Source organism: Streptomyces sp. NPDC089919, from assembly GCF_040684615.1.
GTDB lineage: Bacteria > Actinomycetota > Actinomycetes > Streptomycetales > Streptomycetaceae > Streptomyces.
Genome location: NZ_JBFBGK010000006.1, coordinates 50,478 through 71,203, shown reverse-complemented (window position 1 = coordinate 71,203; position 20,726 = coordinate 50,478). Strand labels below are relative to the sequence as shown.

Annotated in this window: 14 protein-coding genes and 1 riboswitch; of the genes, 8 read left to right on the top strand and 6 right to left on the bottom strand. The window is 73.8% G+C overall.

The features are described 5' to 3' along the window. Positions 1-106: 106 nt before the first annotated feature. Positions 107-3,709 (bottom strand): RICIN domain-containing protein, encoded by a 3,603-nt coding sequence (locus tag AB0O40_RS04600; protein WP_365035568.1) that lies wholly within the window; start codon positions 3,707-3,709, stop codon positions 107-109. A 301-nt stretch (positions 3,710-4,010) separates the two neighbouring features. Beyond that, complete coding sequence (locus AB0O40_RS04595) at positions 4,011-6,050, bottom strand: putative Ig domain-containing protein (RefSeq protein ID WP_365035567.1); 2,040 nt, start codon at positions 6,048-6,050, stop codon at positions 4,011-4,013. 236 nt (positions 6,051-6,286) lie between these two features. Here AB0O40_RS04595 and AB0O40_RS04590 point away from each other — a divergent pair, with 236 nt between their 5' ends. Continuing rightward, entirely contained in the window at positions 6,287-7,141 is an 855-nt protein-coding gene (locus AB0O40_RS04590) for a helix-turn-helix domain-containing protein (protein WP_365035565.1), read from the top strand. A gap of 68 nt (positions 7,142-7,209) precedes the next feature. Next, positions 7,210-7,368: riboswitch (cobalamin riboswitch) on the top strand. A gap of 144 nt (positions 7,369-7,512) precedes the next feature. Further along, entirely contained in the window at positions 7,513-7,938 is a 426-nt protein-coding gene (locus tag AB0O40_RS04585) for an acyl-CoA thioesterase (RefSeq protein ID WP_365035563.1), read from the top strand. A 15-nt stretch (positions 7,939-7,953) separates the two neighbouring features. On the opposite strand, the gene AB0O40_RS04580 is transcribed toward AB0O40_RS04585, so the two are convergent. After that, positions 7,954-8,181, bottom strand: coding sequence for a hypothetical protein (locus tag AB0O40_RS04580; protein WP_365035561.1), 228 nt, complete (start codon positions 8,179-8,181; stop codon positions 7,954-7,956). A 254-nt stretch (positions 8,182-8,435) separates the two neighbouring features. Here AB0O40_RS04580 and AB0O40_RS04575 point away from each other — a divergent pair, with 254 nt between their 5' ends. Then, positions 8,436-10,481 carry a TerD family protein gene (locus tag AB0O40_RS04575; RefSeq protein WP_365035559.1) on the top strand — a complete coding sequence of 682 codons (2,046 nt, stop codon included), beginning with the start codon at positions 8,436-8,438 and terminating at the stop codon, positions 10,479-10,481. Positions 10,482-10,578: 97 nt separating this feature from the next. On the opposite strand, the gene AB0O40_RS04570 is transcribed toward AB0O40_RS04575, so the two are convergent. Then, complete coding sequence (locus tag AB0O40_RS04570) at positions 10,579-12,597, bottom strand: protein kinase (RefSeq protein WP_365035557.1); 2,019 nt, start codon at positions 12,595-12,597, stop codon at positions 10,579-10,581. A 163-nt stretch (positions 12,598-12,760) separates the two neighbouring features. Between AB0O40_RS04570 and lpdA the strand changes: the two genes are divergently transcribed. The 5 genes from lpdA to hemC all read left to right on the top strand — a co-directional run bounded on the left by lpdA (position 12,761) and on the right by hemC (position 18,704). Beyond that, complete coding sequence (gene lpdA, locus AB0O40_RS04565) at positions 12,761-14,170, top strand: dihydrolipoyl dehydrogenase (RefSeq protein ID WP_365035555.1); 1,410 nt, start codon at positions 12,761-12,763, stop codon at positions 14,168-14,170. A 161-nt stretch (positions 14,171-14,331) separates the two neighbouring features. After that, positions 14,332-14,856, top strand: a complete 525-nt coding sequence (locus AB0O40_RS04560; RefSeq protein ID WP_365035553.1) for a hypothetical protein — start codon at positions 14,332-14,334, stop codon at positions 14,854-14,856. Positions 14,857-14,950: 94 nt separating this feature from the next. After that, the gene (locus AB0O40_RS04555) at positions 14,951-16,372 is read left to right on the top strand and encodes a serine hydrolase domain-containing protein (protein ID WP_365035551.1); all 1,422 of its coding nucleotides are present in this window, start codon (positions 14,951-14,953) and stop codon (positions 16,370-16,372) included. 742 nt (positions 16,373-17,114) lie between these two features. Next, the gene (locus AB0O40_RS04550) at positions 17,115-17,657 is read left to right on the top strand and encodes a hypothetical protein (protein WP_365035549.1); all 543 of its coding nucleotides are present in this window, start codon (positions 17,115-17,117) and stop codon (positions 17,655-17,657) included. Positions 17,658-17,768: 111 nt separating this feature from the next. Continuing rightward, positions 17,769-18,704 (top strand): hydroxymethylbilane synthase, encoded by a 936-nt coding sequence (hemC, locus tag AB0O40_RS04545; RefSeq protein WP_365035547.1) that lies wholly within the window; start codon positions 17,769-17,771, stop codon positions 18,702-18,704. Between the two features lie 26 nt (positions 18,705-18,730). On the opposite strand, the gene AB0O40_RS04540 is transcribed toward hemC, so the two are convergent. Both AB0O40_RS04540 and AB0O40_RS04535 read right to left on the bottom strand, forming a co-directional pair. Continuing rightward, on the bottom strand, positions 18,731-19,831 hold the full coding sequence (locus AB0O40_RS04540) for an ABC transporter substrate-binding protein (RefSeq protein WP_365035545.1): 1,101 nt from the start codon (positions 19,829-19,831) through the stop codon (positions 18,731-18,733). A gap of 58 nt (positions 19,832-19,889) precedes the next feature. Further along, a complete protein-coding gene (locus AB0O40_RS04535) occupies positions 19,890-20,660 on the bottom strand; it encodes a 3-hydroxybutyrate dehydrogenase (protein ID WP_365035543.1) in 771 nt (256 codons plus the stop codon). Between the last annotated feature and the right edge of the window lie 66 nt (positions 20,661-20,726).

The following is a 20,726-nucleotide window of genomic DNA, read 5'->3' as shown; positions in this document are numbered from 1 at the left end:
CCACCGGGCCCGACAGCACTGCCGGGTCCCCCTCGGGGCGAGGGGGACCCGGCAGGCGGTCACGGCGCCGTGCGCGTGCTGATCGTCACGGGGTGCGCCGTGGCCGTCAGCTGTTCGGTGTGATCTTCCAGAGCTGCCCCAGGGCGTTCGACGGCTCCTTGAGTGCCAGCGGCTCGCCTTGGTCCACGGCCGTCACGTTCTTGCCGTCCAGGGCGCTGACGATGCGGTACCAGCCGCCTCCGGCCGGTTCGAGGCGCCACTGCTCGCCCTTGTTGTCGCTGACCGCGTCCATCAGGGTGACGGTCTGGTCGTGCGCGTCGTAGGACACGTGCCGGGAGTCGAGCGCGCTCGGGGCCATGCGCCAGATGTTCTGGGCGTCGGCGTGCAGGTCCCAGTCCTGGTTCGCCTTGCACCGGCACGGCGTCCAGCCGAGGATCTTCGTCCCCGCCGAGGTGTCCCCGGCGGTGAGGTCCATGGCCAGGCCCGTCGCGGACTCGAAGGAGACGCGCTCCTTGTCCCGGGGCTCGTCGCCGCCCTCCCACTGCGCGGGAGCGGTGCCGCAGTCGGCCGGTATGACGGTGCTGTCGTCGCCGGGCTTGAGGCATTCACCGGTACTGACGGAGCGCAGCGTGTCGCCGTAGTGGTACCACTGCTGGTTCTCTCCGCCGTTGCACTCCCACTGCCCCACCCGGGTGTTCTGCAGGTCGTAGTCCAGGCACTTGCCGGAGCTCCGGCTGACGAAGAAGAACGCTCCGTGGGGGTCTGCGGCCGGACCGGACGCGGCGGACAGCGCGGACTTGGCCTTCGCGGGGGCGGCCACCGACGCGCGGGTCGCCCACTGCTGTGCCGTGCCGTCCGCGCACTGCGCCAGTACGACCTGGGTGCCCTGGTCGGCGCTGACGCAGGCCCGCGTGCCGGTCGACATGAGCTGTCCGGACGCGGTGGTGGACCACCCGTCCGCGGAGGGCTGTACGCCCGTGTCGGTCGGGTCCTCGAACCACCACTGCTGGTTCAGGTCGTAGGTGCAGCCTTCGACGCTCAGCCAGCTCTGGTGGTCGTCCTTGCCGATCGCGCGCGGGTTCTGGGTCAGGCAGCCGGTGATGTCGTACCCGCCCGCGCCGTTGCTCCGGTAGGCGAAGAGCTGCGAGGAGCCGTTGGGCAGGGTGTGGCCCACCGCCCAGGACGTGGGCCTGCCGTTCTGCCCCGCCACGAGCTTCACCCAGCGGGGTACGTCATCCGACTGGAGGAAGGTGGCACCGTACTTGATCGTGGCGACGGCGCGGACCTGCTGGACCGCGCCGCCGGGGTGGCGCAGTTCGCCGTCCAGCCGCTGGAAGTCGTCCACGCGCCACTGCTGGCGTTCGGAGCCGGCTGCGCCCGTCGCCTTGGCCCAGGCTCCTTCACCGCCCCAGTCGGCGTCGAGCAGGTCGCCGCTGCCCGCGTTGCGCAGTTGCAGGGTCCTGTCCACCGGTCCCGTCCAGCCGTCGGGCCACAGGTAGTCGTCCGGCTTCTCGGTGACCACCAGCTGATCCGGGGTGGATCCGGCCGATCCGGTGCAGGTGAAGTAGCCCTGCGCCTGCGCACTGGTGGCCGCGATGGTCTTCTTCACGCAGGTGGCCAGCGCCTGCTGCCCGAAGGCGTTGGGGTGGATGGCCTCCTGCTTGTCCCCCTGGGTGTACGGGAGCCATTCGGCGAGACCGGGGATCCAGCGGACCCATTCGGAGTCCTTGGCCTGCGGCGGGTTGGCCAACGAGTTCTGGTCGGACGCCTGGGAGGAGGTCTTGGCGCACAACTCGTGGCCGGCGAAGGCGCTCTGGGTGTCGAGGAAGATGGCCTTCTGGTCCTGCGCCGCATCGGCGACGGCCTCGTTCAGCCGCGGCAGGACCTCGTAGTGCAGCCAGTCGGTGTCCGGGTCCAGCACGGCGCAGCCGCCACTCATCATGCGCGCCCAGCTCAGCCACGTGGACGGGTACCGGTTGTTGTCCACCGACGCCAGCGGGTTCGGGTACGCCTGCACGATGATCTTCGGGTTCTCCTGCCCGGCCTCGGTCATCGTGGCCCTGATCTTCGCGATCGTGGCGGTGACCTTCGCCCTGACGTCCCGCATCTTCTCCTGGATGTCGGCCCGGCCGTTGGTGCTGCACGGCTTGTTGCCGATGTAGGCCGTGACGCAGTTGAAGCCGATGTCGGAGAAGCCCAGGTCGTTGCCGCCGATCGAGAGCACGATGTACTTCACGTTGTTGTAGGACGCGATCCTGGCGAGCTGTACGACCTGGGGCTCCTCGCCCTTGAAGGTGTCGTCCGTGACGTCCTTCGTGGTCGCGCCCGAGCAGGCGATGTTGAACCTGCGGTGCTCCGGGATGCCGAGCACGTCGCCGATGCTCTTGATCGGTGCGAGGTCGGAGCGGTGGCACATCTCCTTGCCGTCGGCGGTGTCGCCGTAGACCTTCGCCGGATTGTGCTCGCAGACCTCGTCCTTGCCGGCGCCGGTGCAGTTGACCGCGGCCCGGTCGGTGCCGTACGCGGAGCCCTGGCGGCTGCGGTAGGAGAGCTCCGGGGCACCGTTGCCCTGCCAGCGCCCGCCCTCACCGGAGATGTAGCTGTCGCCCATGGAGACCACCGCGTCGTTGCCGATGCACGACTCCGGGTCCGCCGCCGCGGCGCGGGCGGCCAGGGCGACCGGACCGTACAGCGTCTTGGCGTCCCAGTTCGGCCCGCATTCGCGTGAGCCCGCGGGAGCGAAGCGGATGGGGAGGTGGTCCGCCCCGCCGCCACGGTTGACGGTGACCGCGAGGTTGGTCAGGCCCTCGCTGGCGACCATGAAGTCCAGCGGGTGCCCGGACAGATGGGTCGGCACCGGTACCCCGTTCGGTTTGCCGTTCTTGGTCGCGTAGTAGGTGTTGCCGTTGACCTGGGCCCTGAAGGACTGGGAGTTGGAGTTGAAGTCGCCCAGGATCCGCCACGGCTCGCCGTCCACGGCGTCGGCGACCGCCTGCACGAGTGCCTTCGCGTGCGGGTTGGGTGTCAGCTCGACGCGGATGGACGCCGCGTGGACGTCGAAGTACCAGGTGCCGCCGATCCGTACGCCCACCGCCGGACGGGAGCGGATCCACCGCTTGTCCGGGTCCGAGTGCGGGGTGACGAGCTTGATGTCCTTGAGGGCGTCGAACCTGTCGGCGACCGTGTCGTTCACCCACACGCCCATGGACCGCTGGGCGTTGCGCTGCGTGTCCGGGTCCGCGTCGTTCCCGCTTCCCCCGGTCCCCCACTTGTCCTTGTCGAGGATGTCCACGTAGATGATCCGGCCGCCGATGCCACGGGGCCTGTCGGAAGAGGCCAACCGCCCGGAGTAGACCTTGTACTTCAGGCTCGGGAGGCCGCCGGGCGTCGTCGTGGCGTCGCTCGTGTTGCTGAGCCGGGTCAGCTCGTCATGGGCGACGAAGGGCAGCGGAGGGGTGTTCACCTCCTGGAGTGCCAGGACGTCGGCCTCCTTGAAGAGGTTCGTCCTGACGGATTCCCACTTGTTCCCGCCCTGGGAGTTCCACGTCACCGCCCGGAGATCGGTGACGGGCGCCGCCCGTGCCGGCTCCGTGGTCAGCAAGGTGGCCATGGAGGTCAGCAACCCGCAGGTCAGGAACAGTGCGAGAGCTCTGAGTGCGGCCCGGTGCCGGCCGTCGTGCGAGGAGGAGGGTAAGTGAGTGGAAGCCATGGTTCCTTCCGGCGCGCGAAGAGGCGGAGCACGGTCCTGCGTGCGTCGGACCGGTGCTCTGACACGTCAACGTTGGTCCGGAAGTGAACGTAAAAGATAGATGCACCATGAAGGTTGCCCGGTATGTGCCCTACTCCTGGCCGAGACCTCCCTTGAGGGCCGGTACGTGACGAGTCAACCGGAAGGCCGGTTATACGGCGTGCCCGGGGACGGTCACCGAACGCCGTCGCCGCCCCTCCGTGGCCTCGCGGAAGGGCGGCGCTCAGCGGGGCCCCGTCGGTGACGGGGCCCGCGTCGGGGGTCAGCCGGTGGTGAGGGTGGTGTCGTCGAGGACGAAGGAGGTCTGGAGGCTGGAGTCTTCGGTGGCGGTGAACTTGAGGGTCACGGTCTGGCCGGCGAAGGCGGACAGGTCGACGGTCTTCTGGGCGTAGCCGGAGGCCTTGTTCAGGTTGGAGTAGCCCGCCACCGTGGTGGCGTTGGCCTGGACGGTGAGCTTGTCGTAGGAGACCGTGCCGGTGGTCTCCGCGGTGTCGATGTGCAGCCAGTAGGTGAGCGTGGCGTGGCAGTTGGCGGGGATGGTCACCGTCTGGGCGAGCGTGTCGGTGTGGGTGGTGCCGTAGCCGTCCATCCAGGCCTTCCAACTGCCGCTGTGCGCAGGCTCATTGGCGCTGCTGTCGATCACGCCGGCGGTGGCGGTCCAGGGGGCGGTCCCGGTCTCGAAGCCCTGGTTGCCCAGGAGTTGGGTCACGGTGCAGCCACCGGTGGGGGTGACGGTCCAGGTGAAGGAGGCGCTGGCGCTCGCGCCGGTGGTGTCCTTGGCGCTGACCGTGACGTCGTACGTGCCCGCGGTGGTCGGCGTACCGGTGATCAGGCCGGTGGCCGGGTCGATGGACAGGCCGGGCGGCAGGCCGGTGGCGCTGTACGTCAGGTGCTGCCCGCTGTCCGAGTCGGAGGCCTGGACCTGCAGGGAGGCGGCCGTGCCGACGGTGGTGGACCGGTTGCCGGGGTTGGTGACGGTGACGGTGTTCCCGCCGGTGGTGCCGCCGGCGAAGGCGGTGGCGCCCTTGGGCGTGCCGAGGCCGGTCGGGCCGTCGTAGCCGGTCTTCGCGGTGCACAGGTAGCTGCTGCCGCAGGAGCCGTTGGCGCCGCTGGTCACGTCGTTGAGCGCGCCCGTGTGGGCGTACGGGAAGGACGACGGGTACGAGCCGGCGGCCGGGGTGCCGGCCAGGGCGTACACGGCGGCCACGATGGGCGCCGAGGCGCTGGTGCCGCCGTAGACGTTCCAGCCGCTGGCCTGGTAGCTGTCGTAGACCGCGAGGCCGGTGGCCGGGTCGGCGACCGCGGAGACGTCCGCCACGGTCCGCTTGCCGCAGCCGGTGTCGGTCTGCCAGGCCGGCTTGGCGGTGTACGCCGAGCAGCCCGAGCCCGCGCCCTCACCGCCGGCGCTGGTGCCCCAGACGCTCTCGGTCCAGCCGCGGGTCGTGCCGCCGGCCCGGCTGAGCGAGGTGCCGCCGACCGAGGTGACGTACTGGGAGGCCGCGGGGTACTCGACCCCGTAGCCGCTGTCGCCGGAGCTGACGGTGATGGCCACGCCGGGGTGGTTGAAGTACGACGCGTCGGAGGACGGGTCGGTCGAGTCCTCGCCACCGCCGTAGCTGTTGGAGACGTACTTGGCGCCCATGGTCACGGCGCGGTTCACCGCGGCGCCGAGGTCTTCCATGGACGGCTGGTTCGCCTCGACGAGCAGGATGTGGCACTGCGGGCAGACGGCGCTGACCATGTCCAGGTCGAGGGAGATCTCACCGGCCCAGCCGGCGTCGGCGGTCGGGTAGCTGGTGCCGCCGTTCTGGTCGGCCTTGCGGAAGCAGCCGTTGGCCGTGGTGCAGGCCGGCAGGCCGTACTGGGTGCGGTAGGCGGCCAGGTCGGACTCGGCCTTGGGGTCGTCGTAGGCGTCGATGATCGCCACGGTCGCGCCGGCCCCCGCGGAGGCCGGCAGCGCGTACGCGCCCTGGAGGTCGGCCGGGCCGTAGCCGGAGGGCAGGATGCCCGGGGCCAGGCTCGGGTGCTGCTGGAGGTCGGTACGGGCCAGGGCCAGGCAGGCCATCCGCCCGGCGCGGGCCGGCTCCGAGCAGAGTCTGCGGGTGTGCACCGCGGTGGCGCCGGTGGTGGCGGCGGCCGTGACGGCGGCGGGAGCGGGGGCGGGTGACGCGGCGGCCGGGCCGGCGGACGCGAGCATCCCGCCGGACATCAGGGCCGCCGCCGAGAGTAAGGCGGTCGCGCCGCGGCGGACGGTGCGGCCGGCGCGCTGGGACAGGGCGTTGCGCAAGGAACTGCCCTCCATGGGGGGTGAATGCCGTGTCGGGGAACTCCAGGCATGACAGGGCCATGACACATAAACCGGGGCGCGTCGGCCTGGCGGAAGGACACGGGACGGCGAGGTGCACGGACGGTGCCAGCTGTCACCACGTCCAGTGGTGACTCACCGCTGAAGGTAGGGAGGATCCGGTCATGGGGACACCCGTGCCGAGGCAAAGGCTTGGCTCTGGTTCGGTGTGCGGCGCGTATACCTTTCTTTCCATGGAGTTGGACGACAGCACGGTCAACGACCTGATGGGCCTGGGGCTTTCGCGCTACGAGGCGCGGGTCTACCTCGCCCTGGTCCGGCGGGAGTCCTACAGCGCCGCCGAGGCGGCGCGCGCCGCGCAGGTCCCCCGCCAGCGCGTCTACGACGTGCTCGACTCCCTGGTCCGGCGGCAGCTCGCGGTACCGCGCCCGGGCCGGGTCACCGCCTTCAGCGCGGTGGCGCCGGAGCTGGCGCTGGCCCGGCTGATGACCCGTCAACGCGAGTCCCTGGAACGGCTGGACCAGGCCTCCACCGCCCTGGCCCGGGCCCTGTCCCCGGTCTGGGCCGACGGCCGGGCGCTCTCGGACCCGCTCGACTACATCGAGGTGCTGCGCGACCCCCGCGCGATCGCGGAACGCTTCGCGGGCCTCCAGGAACAGGCCGGCCGGGAACTCCTGAGCCTCTGCAAGCCGCCGTTCGTCGCCCCGACGGCCAACAACGAGGGCATCGCCGCCGTCCGCAGACTGCGCCGGGACGGCGGCACGGCCCGGGCGGTCTACACCCGCGACGCCCTGGACGACGCCGAAGTCCTGGAGAACGTACGGCGGTTCGCCGAGGCCGGCGAGGAGTCCCGGTTCGCCCCCGCGCTCCCCCTCAAGCTCGTGGTCGCCGACGCGTCCCAGGTGCTGTGCGACATGCCCGACCCGGTGGCGGACACCGGCACCACCACCGCCCTCTACATCGAGCACCCCGCCCTGGCGGCCTGCCTGCGGATCACCTTCCTCGCGATCTGGGACGCGGCCCGGGCCCTGCCCGGGGGCCCCGCGGCGCCCCCCGGCCCGACGGCCCCGGACCCTGGCCTAGGGTGAGGGGGCAGCTGGTTCGCCCCCTGCCTTCCCGTGGCCCGAACGGCGCGGGAGCGCGCAGCGGGGCGTCGTAAGAGGGAACCCGGTGGGAATCCGGGACTGCCCCGCAGCGGTGAGCGGGAACGACCGCCGTCACACGCACTGGGACCACCGGTCCTGGGAAGCGACGGCCAGTAGATGCCCGCGTACGCCCGGCGCGTACGCGGACGCGCCCGCGAGTCCGAAGACCTGCCCGCTGCCCGTGCGCGAGGTACGCGTACGGAGACTCGGCGGTCTCGTGGGCGGACCGGCGGCAGCGGGCCCGACGGGTCCGCCGCTCCCTCGCATCCACGGCCGGCCGCCGGGTCGGACCACGACTCGCGAAGGAGAGTTCCGTGACCACGGACACCACCGCAGGCACCCGGGCCCACAAGGCGCCGGCGCAATCCCGCGTGACCCTCGCCCACATCATGAGCGAGCACGACACCAACCTCTACGGCACCATCCACGGCGGCGTCGTCATGAAGCTCATCGACGACGCGGCGGCGGCGTCGGCGGGCCGGCACGCCGACGGCCCGGCCGTGACGGTCTCCGTCGACCGGATGACGTTCATCGCCCCGGCGCGCGCGGGGGACCTGCTCACGGTCCACGCCGTGCTCGAGAGCGCCGGCCGGACGTCGATGGCGGTGGCCGTCCGCGTCACCGCCGAACGCTGGAACGCCACCACTCCCCCGACCGAGGTGGCCACCGCCCGGCTGACCTTCGTGGCCGTCGACGCCGATGGCCGCCCCCGGCCCGTGCCGGGCCTGCTGGACGCGTAACCCCTCCGGGCCGGATCAGGCCCGGGTGCCGGCGAAGAGTTCCAGATGGGCGCAGGCCGGGCAGCGGAAGGCGTCGATCTGCCAGGTGGGCCGGCCGGCCCGGCGGGCGCCGCCGAAGGGGCCCCGTTCGAGGGCGCCGGCGATCCAGCGGGCGAAGCCGCGGGAGCCCTGGCCGGCGTCCTCGACGAAGCCGGGCTCCAGGCCGACGGTGCCGCACTGGGTGCAGCGGAAGGTGTTGTCCACGGCCGGAGTCTAGGCCGGGGCCGGCCCGGGACCGCAGGCAGGGCCGGGGCGCCGGAACCCCCGCCGCCCCCCTCCGCTACCGCCCCTGACCCGCCCGGCGCTGGCCGAAAAGCACCCTCCCGCCCCACCGATGCGGACAGTTACGGTTCACTCACTGGCCACAAACGTGTGTCACGTCACAGCACGAACCGAACGACTGGACACGGCAGCCGGGGAGGCGACCCCGGGCGGCCGCGGGTCCGGGGGGATTCCACATGCACGAAATGCCCAAGGGGGCCAACGCCTCGCTCTCGGCGCTCACCGAGCAGCCCGGCGCGGTGGTCGTCAGCCTCAGCTGGAGCAGCGCCGCGGGGGACGGCGACGCCGACGTCTCGGTGATCCTGCTCGACGACAACGGCAAGGTCCGCGACGACGGCGACTTCTACTTCTACAACCACCCCGCGGCGAAGGACGGCAGCGTCCAGCTCCTCGGCAAGACGCCCACCCCCGACGGCAGCGAGGACCGCATCAGTCTGGACCTCAGCGCCGTCGCACCGGGCGTGGCGCGGATCGTCGTCGCGGCCAGCCGGTACGGCGGGGCGCGCTTCGGGGACCTCGCCGACCTGCGGCTGACCCTGTCCGAGGGCTCGGGCGAGCCGCTGCTCGGCTTCTCGATCCCGGACGCGGGCGTGGAGACGGCGTTCATCTTCGGTGAGCTCTACCGGCGCGCGGAGGAGTGGAAGTTCCGGGCGGTGGGCCAGGGGTACGAATCCGGACTCGGCGGGCTCGCCACCGACTTCGGCATCGCGATCGACGACGCCGAGGGTGACGGCGACGGCGACGGTGACGGCGAGGAGGTAGCCGCCGGGGCGCCGGACGGCACCGCCGCCGGCGCCCCGGGCCCGGCCGCGGCCGCCCTCCCCCTGGTCCCCGCCCAGGCCGGACCGGTGGACGAGGCACCCGCACCGCCCCGCCCGCGCGCGGTGCGGACGGCCAAGAAGAAGATCACCGTCCCGCGGGCGCCGAAGAAGTCCCTGGCGGAGAACGACAGCTGGCGGCCGGCCCGCCTCTTCCCGGTGCCCAACGCCAAGAGCGACCGGGAGCGGGAGGCGCGCGCCACCTCCGTGCTGCTCTCCGTCATGGCCGAGGTGCCGGAGTTCGGCCGCCGGCTGACGGCCGGCTTCGGCGCCCCCGCCGGCCGCATGCAGACCTTCACCGAGGTCTCGCTGCCGCACGGCGAGAGCCCCCGGCGGCCGGACGGGGTGATCCGGGTCGAGCGGGCCGGGAAGCTGTGGACCGCCCTGGTGGAGACCAAGACCAACGGCAACCCGCTGAAGGACGAGCAGGTCCAGGACTACATGGACATCGCCGCCCGGCGCGGATACGAGGCGGTCATCACCCTCTCCAACGACGTGGCCCTCGACGGCGCCCCGCTGGTCACCGTCAAGCTCGACGGCCGGCGCAAGCACAAGGTCGGCCTGTGGCACCTGTCCTGGGCGGAGGTCGCGCACCACGCTCAACTCCTCATCCGGCACGAGGGCGTGGGCAACGCCGCGCACGCCTGGCTGCTCCAGGAGCTCCTGCACTACCTGCAGCACGAGAACTCCGGCTGCCACGGATTCCAGAACATGGGGCCCTCCTGGGTCCCGGTGCGCACCGGTATCGAGGGCGAGACGCTGTGTGCCGGGGACGGGCGCGCGGTGGAGGTGGTGGAGAGCTGGGAGCGGCTGGTGCGCCAGGTCTGCCTGCGGCTCGGCGGCGAGCTCGGCCAGAAGGCGCTGCCGGTGCAGCGGGCCCGCCGGGGCAGCGACCCGCAGTCGCGGCGGGCGGAGGCGGCGGACGTGCTGTGCGCGGAGGGCCGGCTGTCCAGCGAGATCCGGGTGGACGGTTCGCCCGGGGTGCTCGGGCTGGTCGCCGACCTGCGGACCGGCAAGCTCCGTACCTCCATGGACGTACCGGCGCCCGAGGGCGGCTATCCCCTGACCGCCGTCAAGCGGCTGGTCCGGGCCCTCGCCGAGGCGCCGGCCGACCTGCACGTCGAGACGCTGGTCGAGGCCCGCAACGGCCCGCGCGGCACGCTGGAGCGGCTGCGTCCGGAGCCCGGCGACCTGCTGCCGAAGGACGGCGCGCCCGTCACCGGCTTCCGCCTGTCGCTGTTCAAGGGCATGGGCGGGGCGCGCGGGAACACCGAGTCGGGCTTCATCCGCAGCATCGACGAGGCCGTCGACCGCTTCTACGCAACGGTGGTGGTCCACCTCGCCCAGCTGCACCGCCGCCCGGGCCGCCGCACCCCGGCCGCGGCGGAGACCACGACCGGCTGAGGCCGGCGGGGCGCCCGTCCGGTTCCCCGGGCGGGCGGCCCCGTCGGCCCCGGGCCGGTGGCGGTCCTCTTCGGGTCCCCGCCGGCCGCGGCGCGGGTCAGTTCTCTTCGGGGGCGACGGCGCCGCGCCAGACGGTGACGTCGAGGGTGGCGTGTTCGCTGGGGTCGTCCTGGCCGGACATGCCCTGGAACACGGCCAGGGCGACGTTGCCCGTCTTGGTGCGCAGGCAGATCTCGGCGCCCTTGGACAGGGTCTCCACCGCGATCTGGGTGGTGTAGCGGGTGACCTCGCGGCAGGTCTTGAGGGAGCCCTTCTCGGCCGCATCCAGCAGTATCAGCTTGGTGTTGTACGAGCCGAAGGTGCAGCCCGTGGACGTGCCGCCGCAGGACAGGTAGAGGTCGTCGTAGTTCGAGTCGCGCGGGGTGAGCGGGTCGTCCCCGAGCTTGATGTGGTACCCGGCCGGGAACTCGAAGCCCGTGTAGGTGGCGGGCTTGGGGTCGGTGCGCGGCCGGGCGCTGCTCGTGCCGCCGCTCTGGGCCCCGGAACCGCCGCCACGCGAGGAGGAGTCGCCGCTCGCGGTGCCGCGCTGCTTGTCCTGGTCCTTGCCGAGGGTGTTGACGACCAGCGCGCAGCCGCCGGCCAGGAGCAGCAGCGAGCCGAGCACGGCCCCGAGCACGACCGCGGTGCGCCGGCTCTTCGGCTGCGCCTGCGGGTGCGGCCGGGCGTGCGGCGGGAGGGCGAACTGCGGTGCGGTCACCGGGGCTTGGTAAGTGGCCGAGGACGGGTAGGGCGTGTGGTACGTCGCGCCGTAGGCCGGGTGCTGTGGGCCGCCCGCCCCCGGGGCCCCGGGCGGCGGCGTGCCGGGGACGGCGGCGTGGCCCGGCGCGGTCGGCTGGGACGCCGCGAACGACGGGTAGCCCGGCGCGCCCGGCGGCGGGGTCGGCTGCTGCGCCGCACCGGTCCGCGGCGGGACCGTCGGCTGCGCGGGTGCCGTCGGCTGCGCGGGCGCGGTCGGCTGCGCGGGCGCGACGGCCCGGGTGGGCGCTCCGGCCGCCGGGGTCGGCGGCCCGGCCGGCTGCGGCGGGGCGAGGACCGGGGCCGGCCCGGCGCCGGCGACGCCCGCGGTGGGCGCCGCCGCCGGCAGCGGAGGCGCCGCGGCCCCCGCCACCGTCGGCAGGTACCCGCCCGGGGCCGCCACCGGCCCCGGGACCACGTCGTGCCGCGAGGTGATGCCCGCCGCCACCCCGCTCGGCAGCCAGTCCTCCGGCCGCCGCAGCTGCGTCTGGTCGGCGGCCGCCCGGCACAGCTCCAGCACCTCGGTCAGCGCGGCGCGCTCCGCCGGCTCCTTCACCAGGCAGCGCTCCACCAGCGGCCGCAGCTCCGCGGGCAGGCCCGACAGGTCCGGCTGCTCGTGCACGATCCGGTAGAGCACGCCGTGCGAGGGGCCCTCGCCGTACGCCGGCACGCCCTGGGCGGCGTACGCGGCGACCTGGCCCAGCGCGAACACGTCGGTGGCCGGGCCGATGCGGCCCCCCGCGGCCTGCTCGGGCGCCATGAAGGACGGCGTGCCGATCGCCACCCCGCTGGCCGTCAGGGAGGTGGCGTCGGCGGCCCGGGCGATGCCGAAGTCGATGACCCGGGGTCCGTCGGCGGCCAGCAGGACGTTGGACGGCTTGAGGTCCCGGTGCACGATGCCCGCCCCGTGGATGACCTGGAGGGCTTCGGCGATCCCGGCCACCAGCATCAGGACCGTCCGGGCGGGCAGCGCGCCGTGCTCGGCGACGGCCGCCGCGACCGTGGGCCCGGGGACGTACGCCGTGGCGAGCCAGGGCACCGGGCCGTCCGCGTCGGCGTCGATCACCGGAGCGGTGAACAGCCCCTGGACCCGCTGCGCGGAGGTCACCTCCTGCTTGAAGCGGCGCCGGAACTCCGGGTCCTCGGCGAACTCCGGGCGGATCAGCTTGATGGCCACCGGACGGCCGCCCGGCGTGTGCGAGAGGTAGACCTTGCCCATGCCGCCGGATCCGAGCCGGGCGGCGATGCGATAACCGGCCACCATCGGCGGGTCGTCCGCCTCGAGTGGCTGGAAGTACCCGGCTGCTGCCCCGTTGTTCATCCTGCGCCCCTCCGCACACGTCCTGATCGCGCCACCCTAGCGGCTGCCTCCGGCACCCCGTTCCCCGAGCATGATCGGCTCTCTGGCTACCCTGGCCGTCTGGCGCACCCGAGGGACGCCCGCCTGACGCGTACCGAGTCGCCTCCAACGCAAAGGAATGATGATGAGCAGCAGCAACCGTTTCGACGTCGTCGTGCTGGGCGCGGGTCCCGGCGGGTACGTGGCCGCCATCCGCGCCGCCCAGCTGGGCAAGCGGGTCGCGGTCGTCGAGGAGAAGTACTGGGGCGGGGTCTGCCTCAACGTCGGCTGCATCCCGACCAAGGCGCTGCTGCGCAACGCCGAGCTCGCCCACCTCTTCACGCACGAGGCGAAGACCTTCGGCATCAAGGTCGACGGCACCGTCTCCTTCGACTACGGCGAGGCCTTCCGCCGCAGCCGCACGGTCGCCGACGGCCGCGTCAAGGGCGTCCACTACCTGATGAAGAAGAACGGCATCACCGAGTTCGACGGCCGGGGCACCTTCCTCGACGCGAACACCCTCCAGGTCGCGGCGGCCGACGGCGGCGTCGAGACGATCTCCTTCGACTCCTGCATCATCGCCACCGGCGCCACCCCGCGGCTGCTGCCGGGCACCGCCCGCAGCGAGCGCGTGGTCACGTACGAGGAGCAGATCCTCGCCGAGGGCGTGCCGCAGTCGATCGTGATCGCCGGTGCCGGTGCGATCGGCATCGAGTTCGCGTACGTGCTGCACAACTACGGCGTGAAGGTCACCATCGTCGAGTTCCTGGACCGGATCGCCCCGCTCGAGGACGAGGACGTCTCCAAGGAGCTGGCCAAGCAGTACCGCAAGCTCGGCATCGACGTGCTCACCTCGACCCGGGTGGAGTCGATCGACGAGTCCGGCGCGCAGGTGCAGGTCACCGTCACGGGCAAGGACGGCGTCCAGAAGGTCCTGGCGGCCGACAAGGTCCTGCAGGCCATCGGCTTCGCGCCGAACGTCACCGGGTACGGCCTGGAGAACACCGGCGTACGGCTGACCGAGCGGGGTGCCATCGAGGTGGACGGCCGCTGCCGCACCTCGGTCCCGAACCTGTACGCCATCGGCGACGTGACCGCGAAGCTGATGCTCGCGCACACCGCCGAGGCGATGGGTGTGGTGGCCGCCGAGACCATCGCGGACGCCGAGACGATGGAGCTCGACTACCCGATGATCCCGCGCGCCACCTACTGCCAGCCGCAGATCGCCAGCTTCGGCTGGACCGAGGCGCAGGCCCGCGAGAAGGGCTTCGACGTCAAGGTCGCCAAGTTCCCCTTCACGGCGAACGGCAAGGCGCACGGCCTGGGCGACGCCACCGGCTTCGTGAAGATCGTCGCCGACGCGAAGTACGGCGAGATCATCGGCGCCCACCTGATCGGCCCGGACGTCACCGAGCTGCTGCCGGAGCTGACCCTGGCGCAGCAGTGGGACCTGACGGTCCACGAGGTGGCCCGCAACGTCCACGCGCACCCCACCCTGGGCGAGGCCGTCAAGGAGGCGATCCACGGCATCGCCGGACACATGATCAACTTCTGAGGCCGGTGGCGGCCGCTCCGGCCCGTCCGGAGCGGCCCCCTCGCCCGGGACCGCCGAAGGGTGAAGTACCGGCCCCTCTGCGGGCGTTCGGGGGACCGCGGCGGCCGCGGCGGGCTACCGTCGAAGCGGCCAGCTCGCCCGCGACCGCCGAGGAAGCCCCTGTGTCTTCGCCCTGCGACCCCGAGCACGCCCCCGCCGGCGACGTGGACGGGGCCCTGATGCTGATCGACTCCCGGCTGCGGGCGCTGTACGCCGCCCAGGACGAGACCGACCCCGAACAGCAGCGGCTGAGCGACCAGTTCGCCGCCTCGCTGAGCCCGGCCGAGGCCGACGCCCTGCTCGACGGGGCGTGCACGCTCGTCTACCTCTTCGCCCAGTGGCTGCGGATGGCCTACGAGGAGCACGACAAGGACGTCATCGAGTACGTCGTGCCGGGCTTCGTGGGCTCGCTGCGGATGATGACCCGGAGCATCCGCCCCGAGACCATCCCCACCATGACCGGCATGGTCGTCGCCGCCGCCACCGGCCTGAGCCCCAACCTGTGGCGCCGGCAGTTCGGCAAGTGGACCCGCGAGGAGATGAACCCGCTGGAGGCCACGGCGCTGCTGCTCGCCGAGCACATCAACCGCATCACCGGGGACCACGACTTCGCCAGCCGACTGGTCACCGAAGCCCTGTCCGGTTGAAAGCGCAACCTCCCCGCGCTCGGCGCGCGGGGGCGGCCCCGCCGTGCCTAGGGTGGTGGGTGGATTCCTGACCCCTGGCGGGAGGAGACCTGCCGTGAGCTGCTGGAACAGGCGATCGCGCCGTACCTTGGCGGCCCTGGCGACAGCCGGGCTGCTGGTCGGACCGGTGTCGGCGCAGGCGGCGTTCGCCGCGGATACCCCGTCCCCCTCGGTGTCGGCCTCGCAGAGCGCCGACGACTCCGGGTTCCCGCAGCTGTCGTCCGACGTGGCGGCCGAGCTGGACCGCGCCATCGAGGGAGCGATGACCCGCACCAAGGCCCCGGGCGCGATCGTGGGCGTCTGGTCTCCCGGCAAGGGCGAGTACGTCAAGACCTTCGGGGTGTCCGACAAGGCGCCCGGTACCACCACCGGTCCCTCCGGGAAGCCGATGGAGGCGGACTTCTACACCCGCATCGGCAGCCTGACCAAGACCTTCACCGTCACCGCGCTGCTCGAACTCGTCGACCAGAAGAAGATCGGGCTGGACGACCCGATCTCGAAGTACATCCCCGGCGTGCCCAACGGCGACAAGATCTCGATCCGGCACCTCGCCGACATGCGCAGCGGCCTGTACAGCTACACCTTCGACCCGGGCTTCCAGAAGGCCTTCTTCGGCAACCCCGACCGGCCGTTCACCCCGCAGCAGCTGCTGGACTACGCCTTCAAGCACCCGGTGCAGTTCCAGCCCGGCGAGCGCTTCGACTACTGCAACACCAACCTGATCCTGCTCGGCCTGGTCGTCGAGAAGCTGACCGGGCGGCCGCTCCAGGACGTCATCCGCGACGACGTCGCCAAGCCGGCCGGCATGGACCACACCATCTTCCCGACCGACGCGGCCTTCCCCGACCCGCACGCGCAGGGCTACACGAACCAGACGGAGAGCGGCAAGGTCGAGGACTCGGCCGACTGGAACCCCTCCTGGGGCTGGGCGGCCGGCGCGATGATCTCCAACCTGGACGACCTGCACACCTGGGCCAAGGTGATGGCGACCGGCGTGCTGCCCGACGGCAAGCGGCTGATCAGCGAGGCCACCCAGAAGCAGCGGCTGGAGACCCCGCCGACCTCGATCCCGGGCGCGGGCTACGGACTGGGCATCTTCGACGTCCAGGGCTGGATCGGCCACAACGGCTCACTGCCGGGGTACGAGACCATCTCGATGTACCTGCCGGAGGCGGACGCCACGGTCGTGGTGATGCTCAACACCGACATCCTGGTGGACGGCGTCTACGAGCCGAGCACGCTGTTCGGCGAGGCCATCACCCAAGTCCTCACCCCCGACCACGTGTACAACCTGCCGGCCGGCAACAACCCCTCCACGTCCGCCAGTCCGAGCACCTCGGCGAGCGAGGAGAGCTCGGCCAGCCCCAGCGCCTCGGAGAGCGAGAGCCAGAGCAGTTCCCCCAGTGCCTCGTCCTCCGAGTCGGCCGGCGACTCGGAGTCCCCGGCCACCGGCTCCTCGACCCCCGGACTGCGGTAGGCCCTGGCTCCAGGTCGTCCGTACGGTCACCGGCGGCCCGGGGCCGCTCGGCGGGGCGGCGGCCGGGGAGCCGCCCGCGGCGGGCGCCTCCCCCACCACCGCGGCGGGCGCCCGGCTCGCCCTCTTCGAGGAGGTCACCGAGGCCCTGCTGCGCGACGGCGGGCCCCTGGTGGCCGTGGTCGACGACCTCCAATGCGGACCCCGCCTCGCCCGGCTGCGCGCCGCGGGCGCCGACGCCGGGGCCGTCCCGGTGGTGGCCGGCCGGACCGTGGCCCGGCGGCTGGCCCGGCTGCCGGACGGCACGGCCCGCCTGCTGGGCACCGCCGCGGTGCTGGGCCGGGCCGGCACCACCGGGCCGCTGGCCGCCGTCGCGGGGGTGGCGGCCACCGAGGTCCCCGGCCTGCCGGCACCCGCGCTGGCCGCGCGGATCGCGGTCCCCGACGGCCCGGCCGGCTACCGCTGCCCACGACCTGTTCCGCGAGGAGCTGGTGGCCGGCCTGGCACCGGACCTGCGGGCCGGTACGCACCTGGCGGCCGCGCGCGCCCTGGCGGGGACCGGCCGGCCCGCCGAGCCGGCCTGGCACCACGCGCAGGCGCTGCCCTTCGGCCCGGCCGCACCCGCGGTGCAGCACGCGGTACGGGCCGCCGAGGAGGCCCGCGCCGAGCTGGCGTACCAGGACGAGGCCTGCTGGTGGCGGCAGGCCGTGCAGCTGACCGAAGCCACCGACCCCGGCCGGCCGCGGTGGCGGCTCGCCCTGGCCGGGGCGGAGCTGCCGCGGGGGCCAGGGACGCGGCCGCCCGCGAGTTCTCCGAGGTCGCGGCGGCCGCCGGGGCCCATCCCGAGCTGCTGGCGGGCGCGGCGCTCGGACTGCACCGGGCCGGCATCCGCAGCGGTGACCCGCGGCACGAGCTGGTCGGCCTGCTGGAGCGGGCGGCGGCCGCACTGGCGGACGGCGGCGCTCCGGCGCTGCACGCCGAGGTGCCGGCCGCGCTGGCGCGGGAACTGGCCGACGGTCCCGAGCGGGACCTGGCCCGGGTCCGGGACTCGGCCGCCCTGCTGGACGCGGTCGCCGGGCCCGCGCCCGGAGACCCGTACCCGGCGCCGGCCGGCGGACCGTTCCTGCCGGAGGTGGGCCTGGCCATCGGGATGGTCTACGGGGCGGCCATGGCCTGGATCGTCGGGTACTTCCTGGGCCGGCCCGGGGGCGAGGCGGAGCTGTTCCGGCTGGCCGGACAGCTCGAGCGGGCCCGGCCCTGGGCCCACCGGACCCCGCCCGGCTGCTGACCGCAGCACCCGGGGGTGGCGGCTTGGTGACACTCTGTCGGAATCCGAGCAGGTGCGGGGACCGTAGGATCCACGACAACAGCCGCGTCTTGGCGAGGAGTTGACGGGCAGATGACGGACGTGCTCACGGTCGGGTCGCGGGCCAGCGCACTGGCGAAGCAGCAGGCCAGGGAGTGGCTGGCACAGGCCGTCCCGCAGCTGCCCGGGGTCCGGGTCAAGCGCCTGCTGGTGACCGAGGGCGGCGACCGGGACCGGCTGACGGCCACCCTGGCCGAGGTGGCGAAGACGGCGGGCGGCTCGGCCTTCTCCTCCGACCAGGAGCGGGCGCTGGTCGAGGGCCGGGTGGACGTGGTCGTGCACTCGCTCAAGGACCTGCCGACCGCGGTGGCCCCCGGTACCCGGCTGATGACCACGCCCGGCCCCCGCGCGGACGTCCGGGACGTCCTGTGCGGCACCACCCTGGAGGAGCTGCCCGAGGGCGCCCGGGTGGGCACCGGCGCGCCGCGGCGCATCGCCCAGCTCCTGCACCTGCGGCCGGACCTGGAGGTGGTACCGATCCGGGGCAACGTCCCGGCGCGGTTGCGGCACGTCGGCCGCGGCGGGTTCCACGCCGTGCTGCTGGCCGCCGCCGGGCTGGACCGGCTGGGCCTGCTGCCGCCGGAGGGGGAGCGCCAGGTGCTCGACCCGGCCGTCTTCCTGCCCTCCCCCGGGCAGGGGGCGCTGGGGATCCAGGTCCGGGCGGGCAGCCGGGCCGAGGAGCTGCTGACCGGCCTGGGCGACCCGGTGGCGGACGCCTGCGTGCGCGCCGAGCGGGCCCTGCTGGCGGAGCTGCACGGCGGGTGCTCGGTACCGGTGGGGGCCTGGGGGCGGCTCGGTCCCGACGGCGACCTGCTGCTGTCGGCGGCGGTCACCGCCGTGGACGGATCCCGCCAGGTCACCGCGACGGGCTCGGGCCCGCTCGACTCGCCGGAGAAGCTGGGCGGCGTCCTCGCGGCCGAACTGCTGGGCCAGGGGGCCCGGGAGATCCTGGCCTCGATCCGCCGGTAGGGCGTGTCCGGGCGCACCCCGGCCGGTCAGCCCGTGTGCAGGACCCGGAAGCGGTCGGGGTGCGCCGGGTCCCGGTCCACGACCTGGACGGGCGGCCGGTCCCACTGCCAGACGGCGCTGCCGGGCGGGCGGCCGAAGCGGATCGGCCCGCGGGTGCCGGCCACGGCCACCTGCGGCCAGGCACCGGCCACGGCGGCCCGGTCGGTGCCGTGGGTGCGCAGCACCTCGGCGAGCACGGTGACCGTGTCGTAGCCCTCGAAGGCGACGAAGGACGGCGGCCCGGCCAGCCGCTCCCGCAGGGCCTCTTCGACCCGGCTGCCGAGCGGGCCCAGCCGATCGGGCAGGTAGCGCAGGAAGGGCACCGCGGCCCCCTCGGCGCCCAGCAGCTCCGCCCACTCGGCGAACTCCGGCTGCCCGGCGGGCGCCCCGATGAGCGTCCCGGCCAGCCGCGGGTCCCGGCGGACGACCCGGACCAGTGGTACGGCCGGCTCCGGATGCCCGGCCAGCACCAGCAGGGCAGTGGCCCCGGACGCGGCCAGCGCGTCGCAGACCGCCTCGGGGCCCAGCGTGCCGGCGTCGATCTCCACGACCTCCAGGCGGCCGCGCAGGATGCGGGTGCCGGCCGCCCAGTAGGCGCTGGGCTGGGTGGCCACGGCGATCCGGCGGTGGCCGGCGCCGATCAGGTACTCGGCGTACGTCCGCCAGCCGGCGGACTGCGGCGGGGGCAGCCGCGCCACCCACGGCGTGGGCCGGTCGGTGAGCGCGTCGAGCACCGCCGAGGAGCAGAGGAACGGCACGCCCAGGGCGTCGGCCCGGCCGGCCACGGCGCGCGCCACGACGCTGTGGTACTCCCCCGCCACCGCGGCCACGCCCAGGGCGGCCAGCTCGGCCACGGCCCGCGCGGCCCGCTCCGGATCGGCCGCGGTGTCGCGCACCAGCAGCTCCAGCGGCCGGCCGCCGATCCCGCCGGCGGCGTTGACCTCCGCCGCGGCCAGCTCCATCCCCGCGAGCAACTGCCGCCCTGCGGCCACCCATCCGGGTCGCGACAGCGGCGCGAGCGCCCCGATGCGCACCGCCGCGGCGGCCCCGGCCGTCGCGTCCGGGCCGGTGTCCGTGTGTCCGATCATGGGCCCCATTGGTACGGGCCCCGGTCCCGGCGGGCAACCGGATATGCGCGGTGCGGCCTCAGGTCGCGGTCCAGCCGCCGTCCAGCGCCAGGGAGGTGCCGGTGACGTGCCGGGCGCCCGGGCCGCACAGCCACAGCACCGCGGCGGCCACCTCTTCCGGCTCGATCAGCCGCTTGACCGGGGAGCGGGCGAGCAGGACCTCGGTCAGCACCTCCTCGGCGGGCAGGCCGTGGGCCGCGGCCTGGTCCTGCAACTGGCCCTCCACCAGGGGCGTGCGGACGTAGCCGGGGCTGACGCAGTTGCTGGTGACCCCGTGCGGGGCGGCCTCGACGGCGAGCACCTTGCTCAGCCCCTCCAGGCCGTGCTTGGCCGCGACGTAGGCGGACTTGAAGGCGCTGGCGCGCAGCCCGTGCACGCTGGAGATGTTCACCACCCGGCCCCACTGCTGCGCGTACATGTGCGGCAGCGCCCGCCGCATCAGCAGGAACGGCGCGGTCACCATGACCTGCTGGATCCGGGCGAAGCGTTCGGGCGGGAAGGCGTGCAGGGGCGCGACGTGCTGGAGTCCGGCGTTGTTGACGAGGACGTCGATCCGTTCGGGCAGGGCCTCGAGCGCCGCCGGGTCGGCGAGGTCCGCCGTGTGCGGGGTGCCGCCGACGGCCTCGGCCGTGCTCCGGGCACCCGCCGCGTCGAGGTCGACCACGTGCACGTGCGCGCCGGCCGCGGCCAGCGCGAGCGCGCAGGCCCGTCCGATGCCGCGGCCGGCCCCGGTGACCAGGGCGGTACGGTCGGCCAGCGGGCCCGGGCCGGAGTTCGGTGCGTTCGTCATGGACCGGAAATCTAGGCCCGGCCGGAGCCGGCCCCTATGTGTCCGGCCCCCACAGTCCGGGCCGCC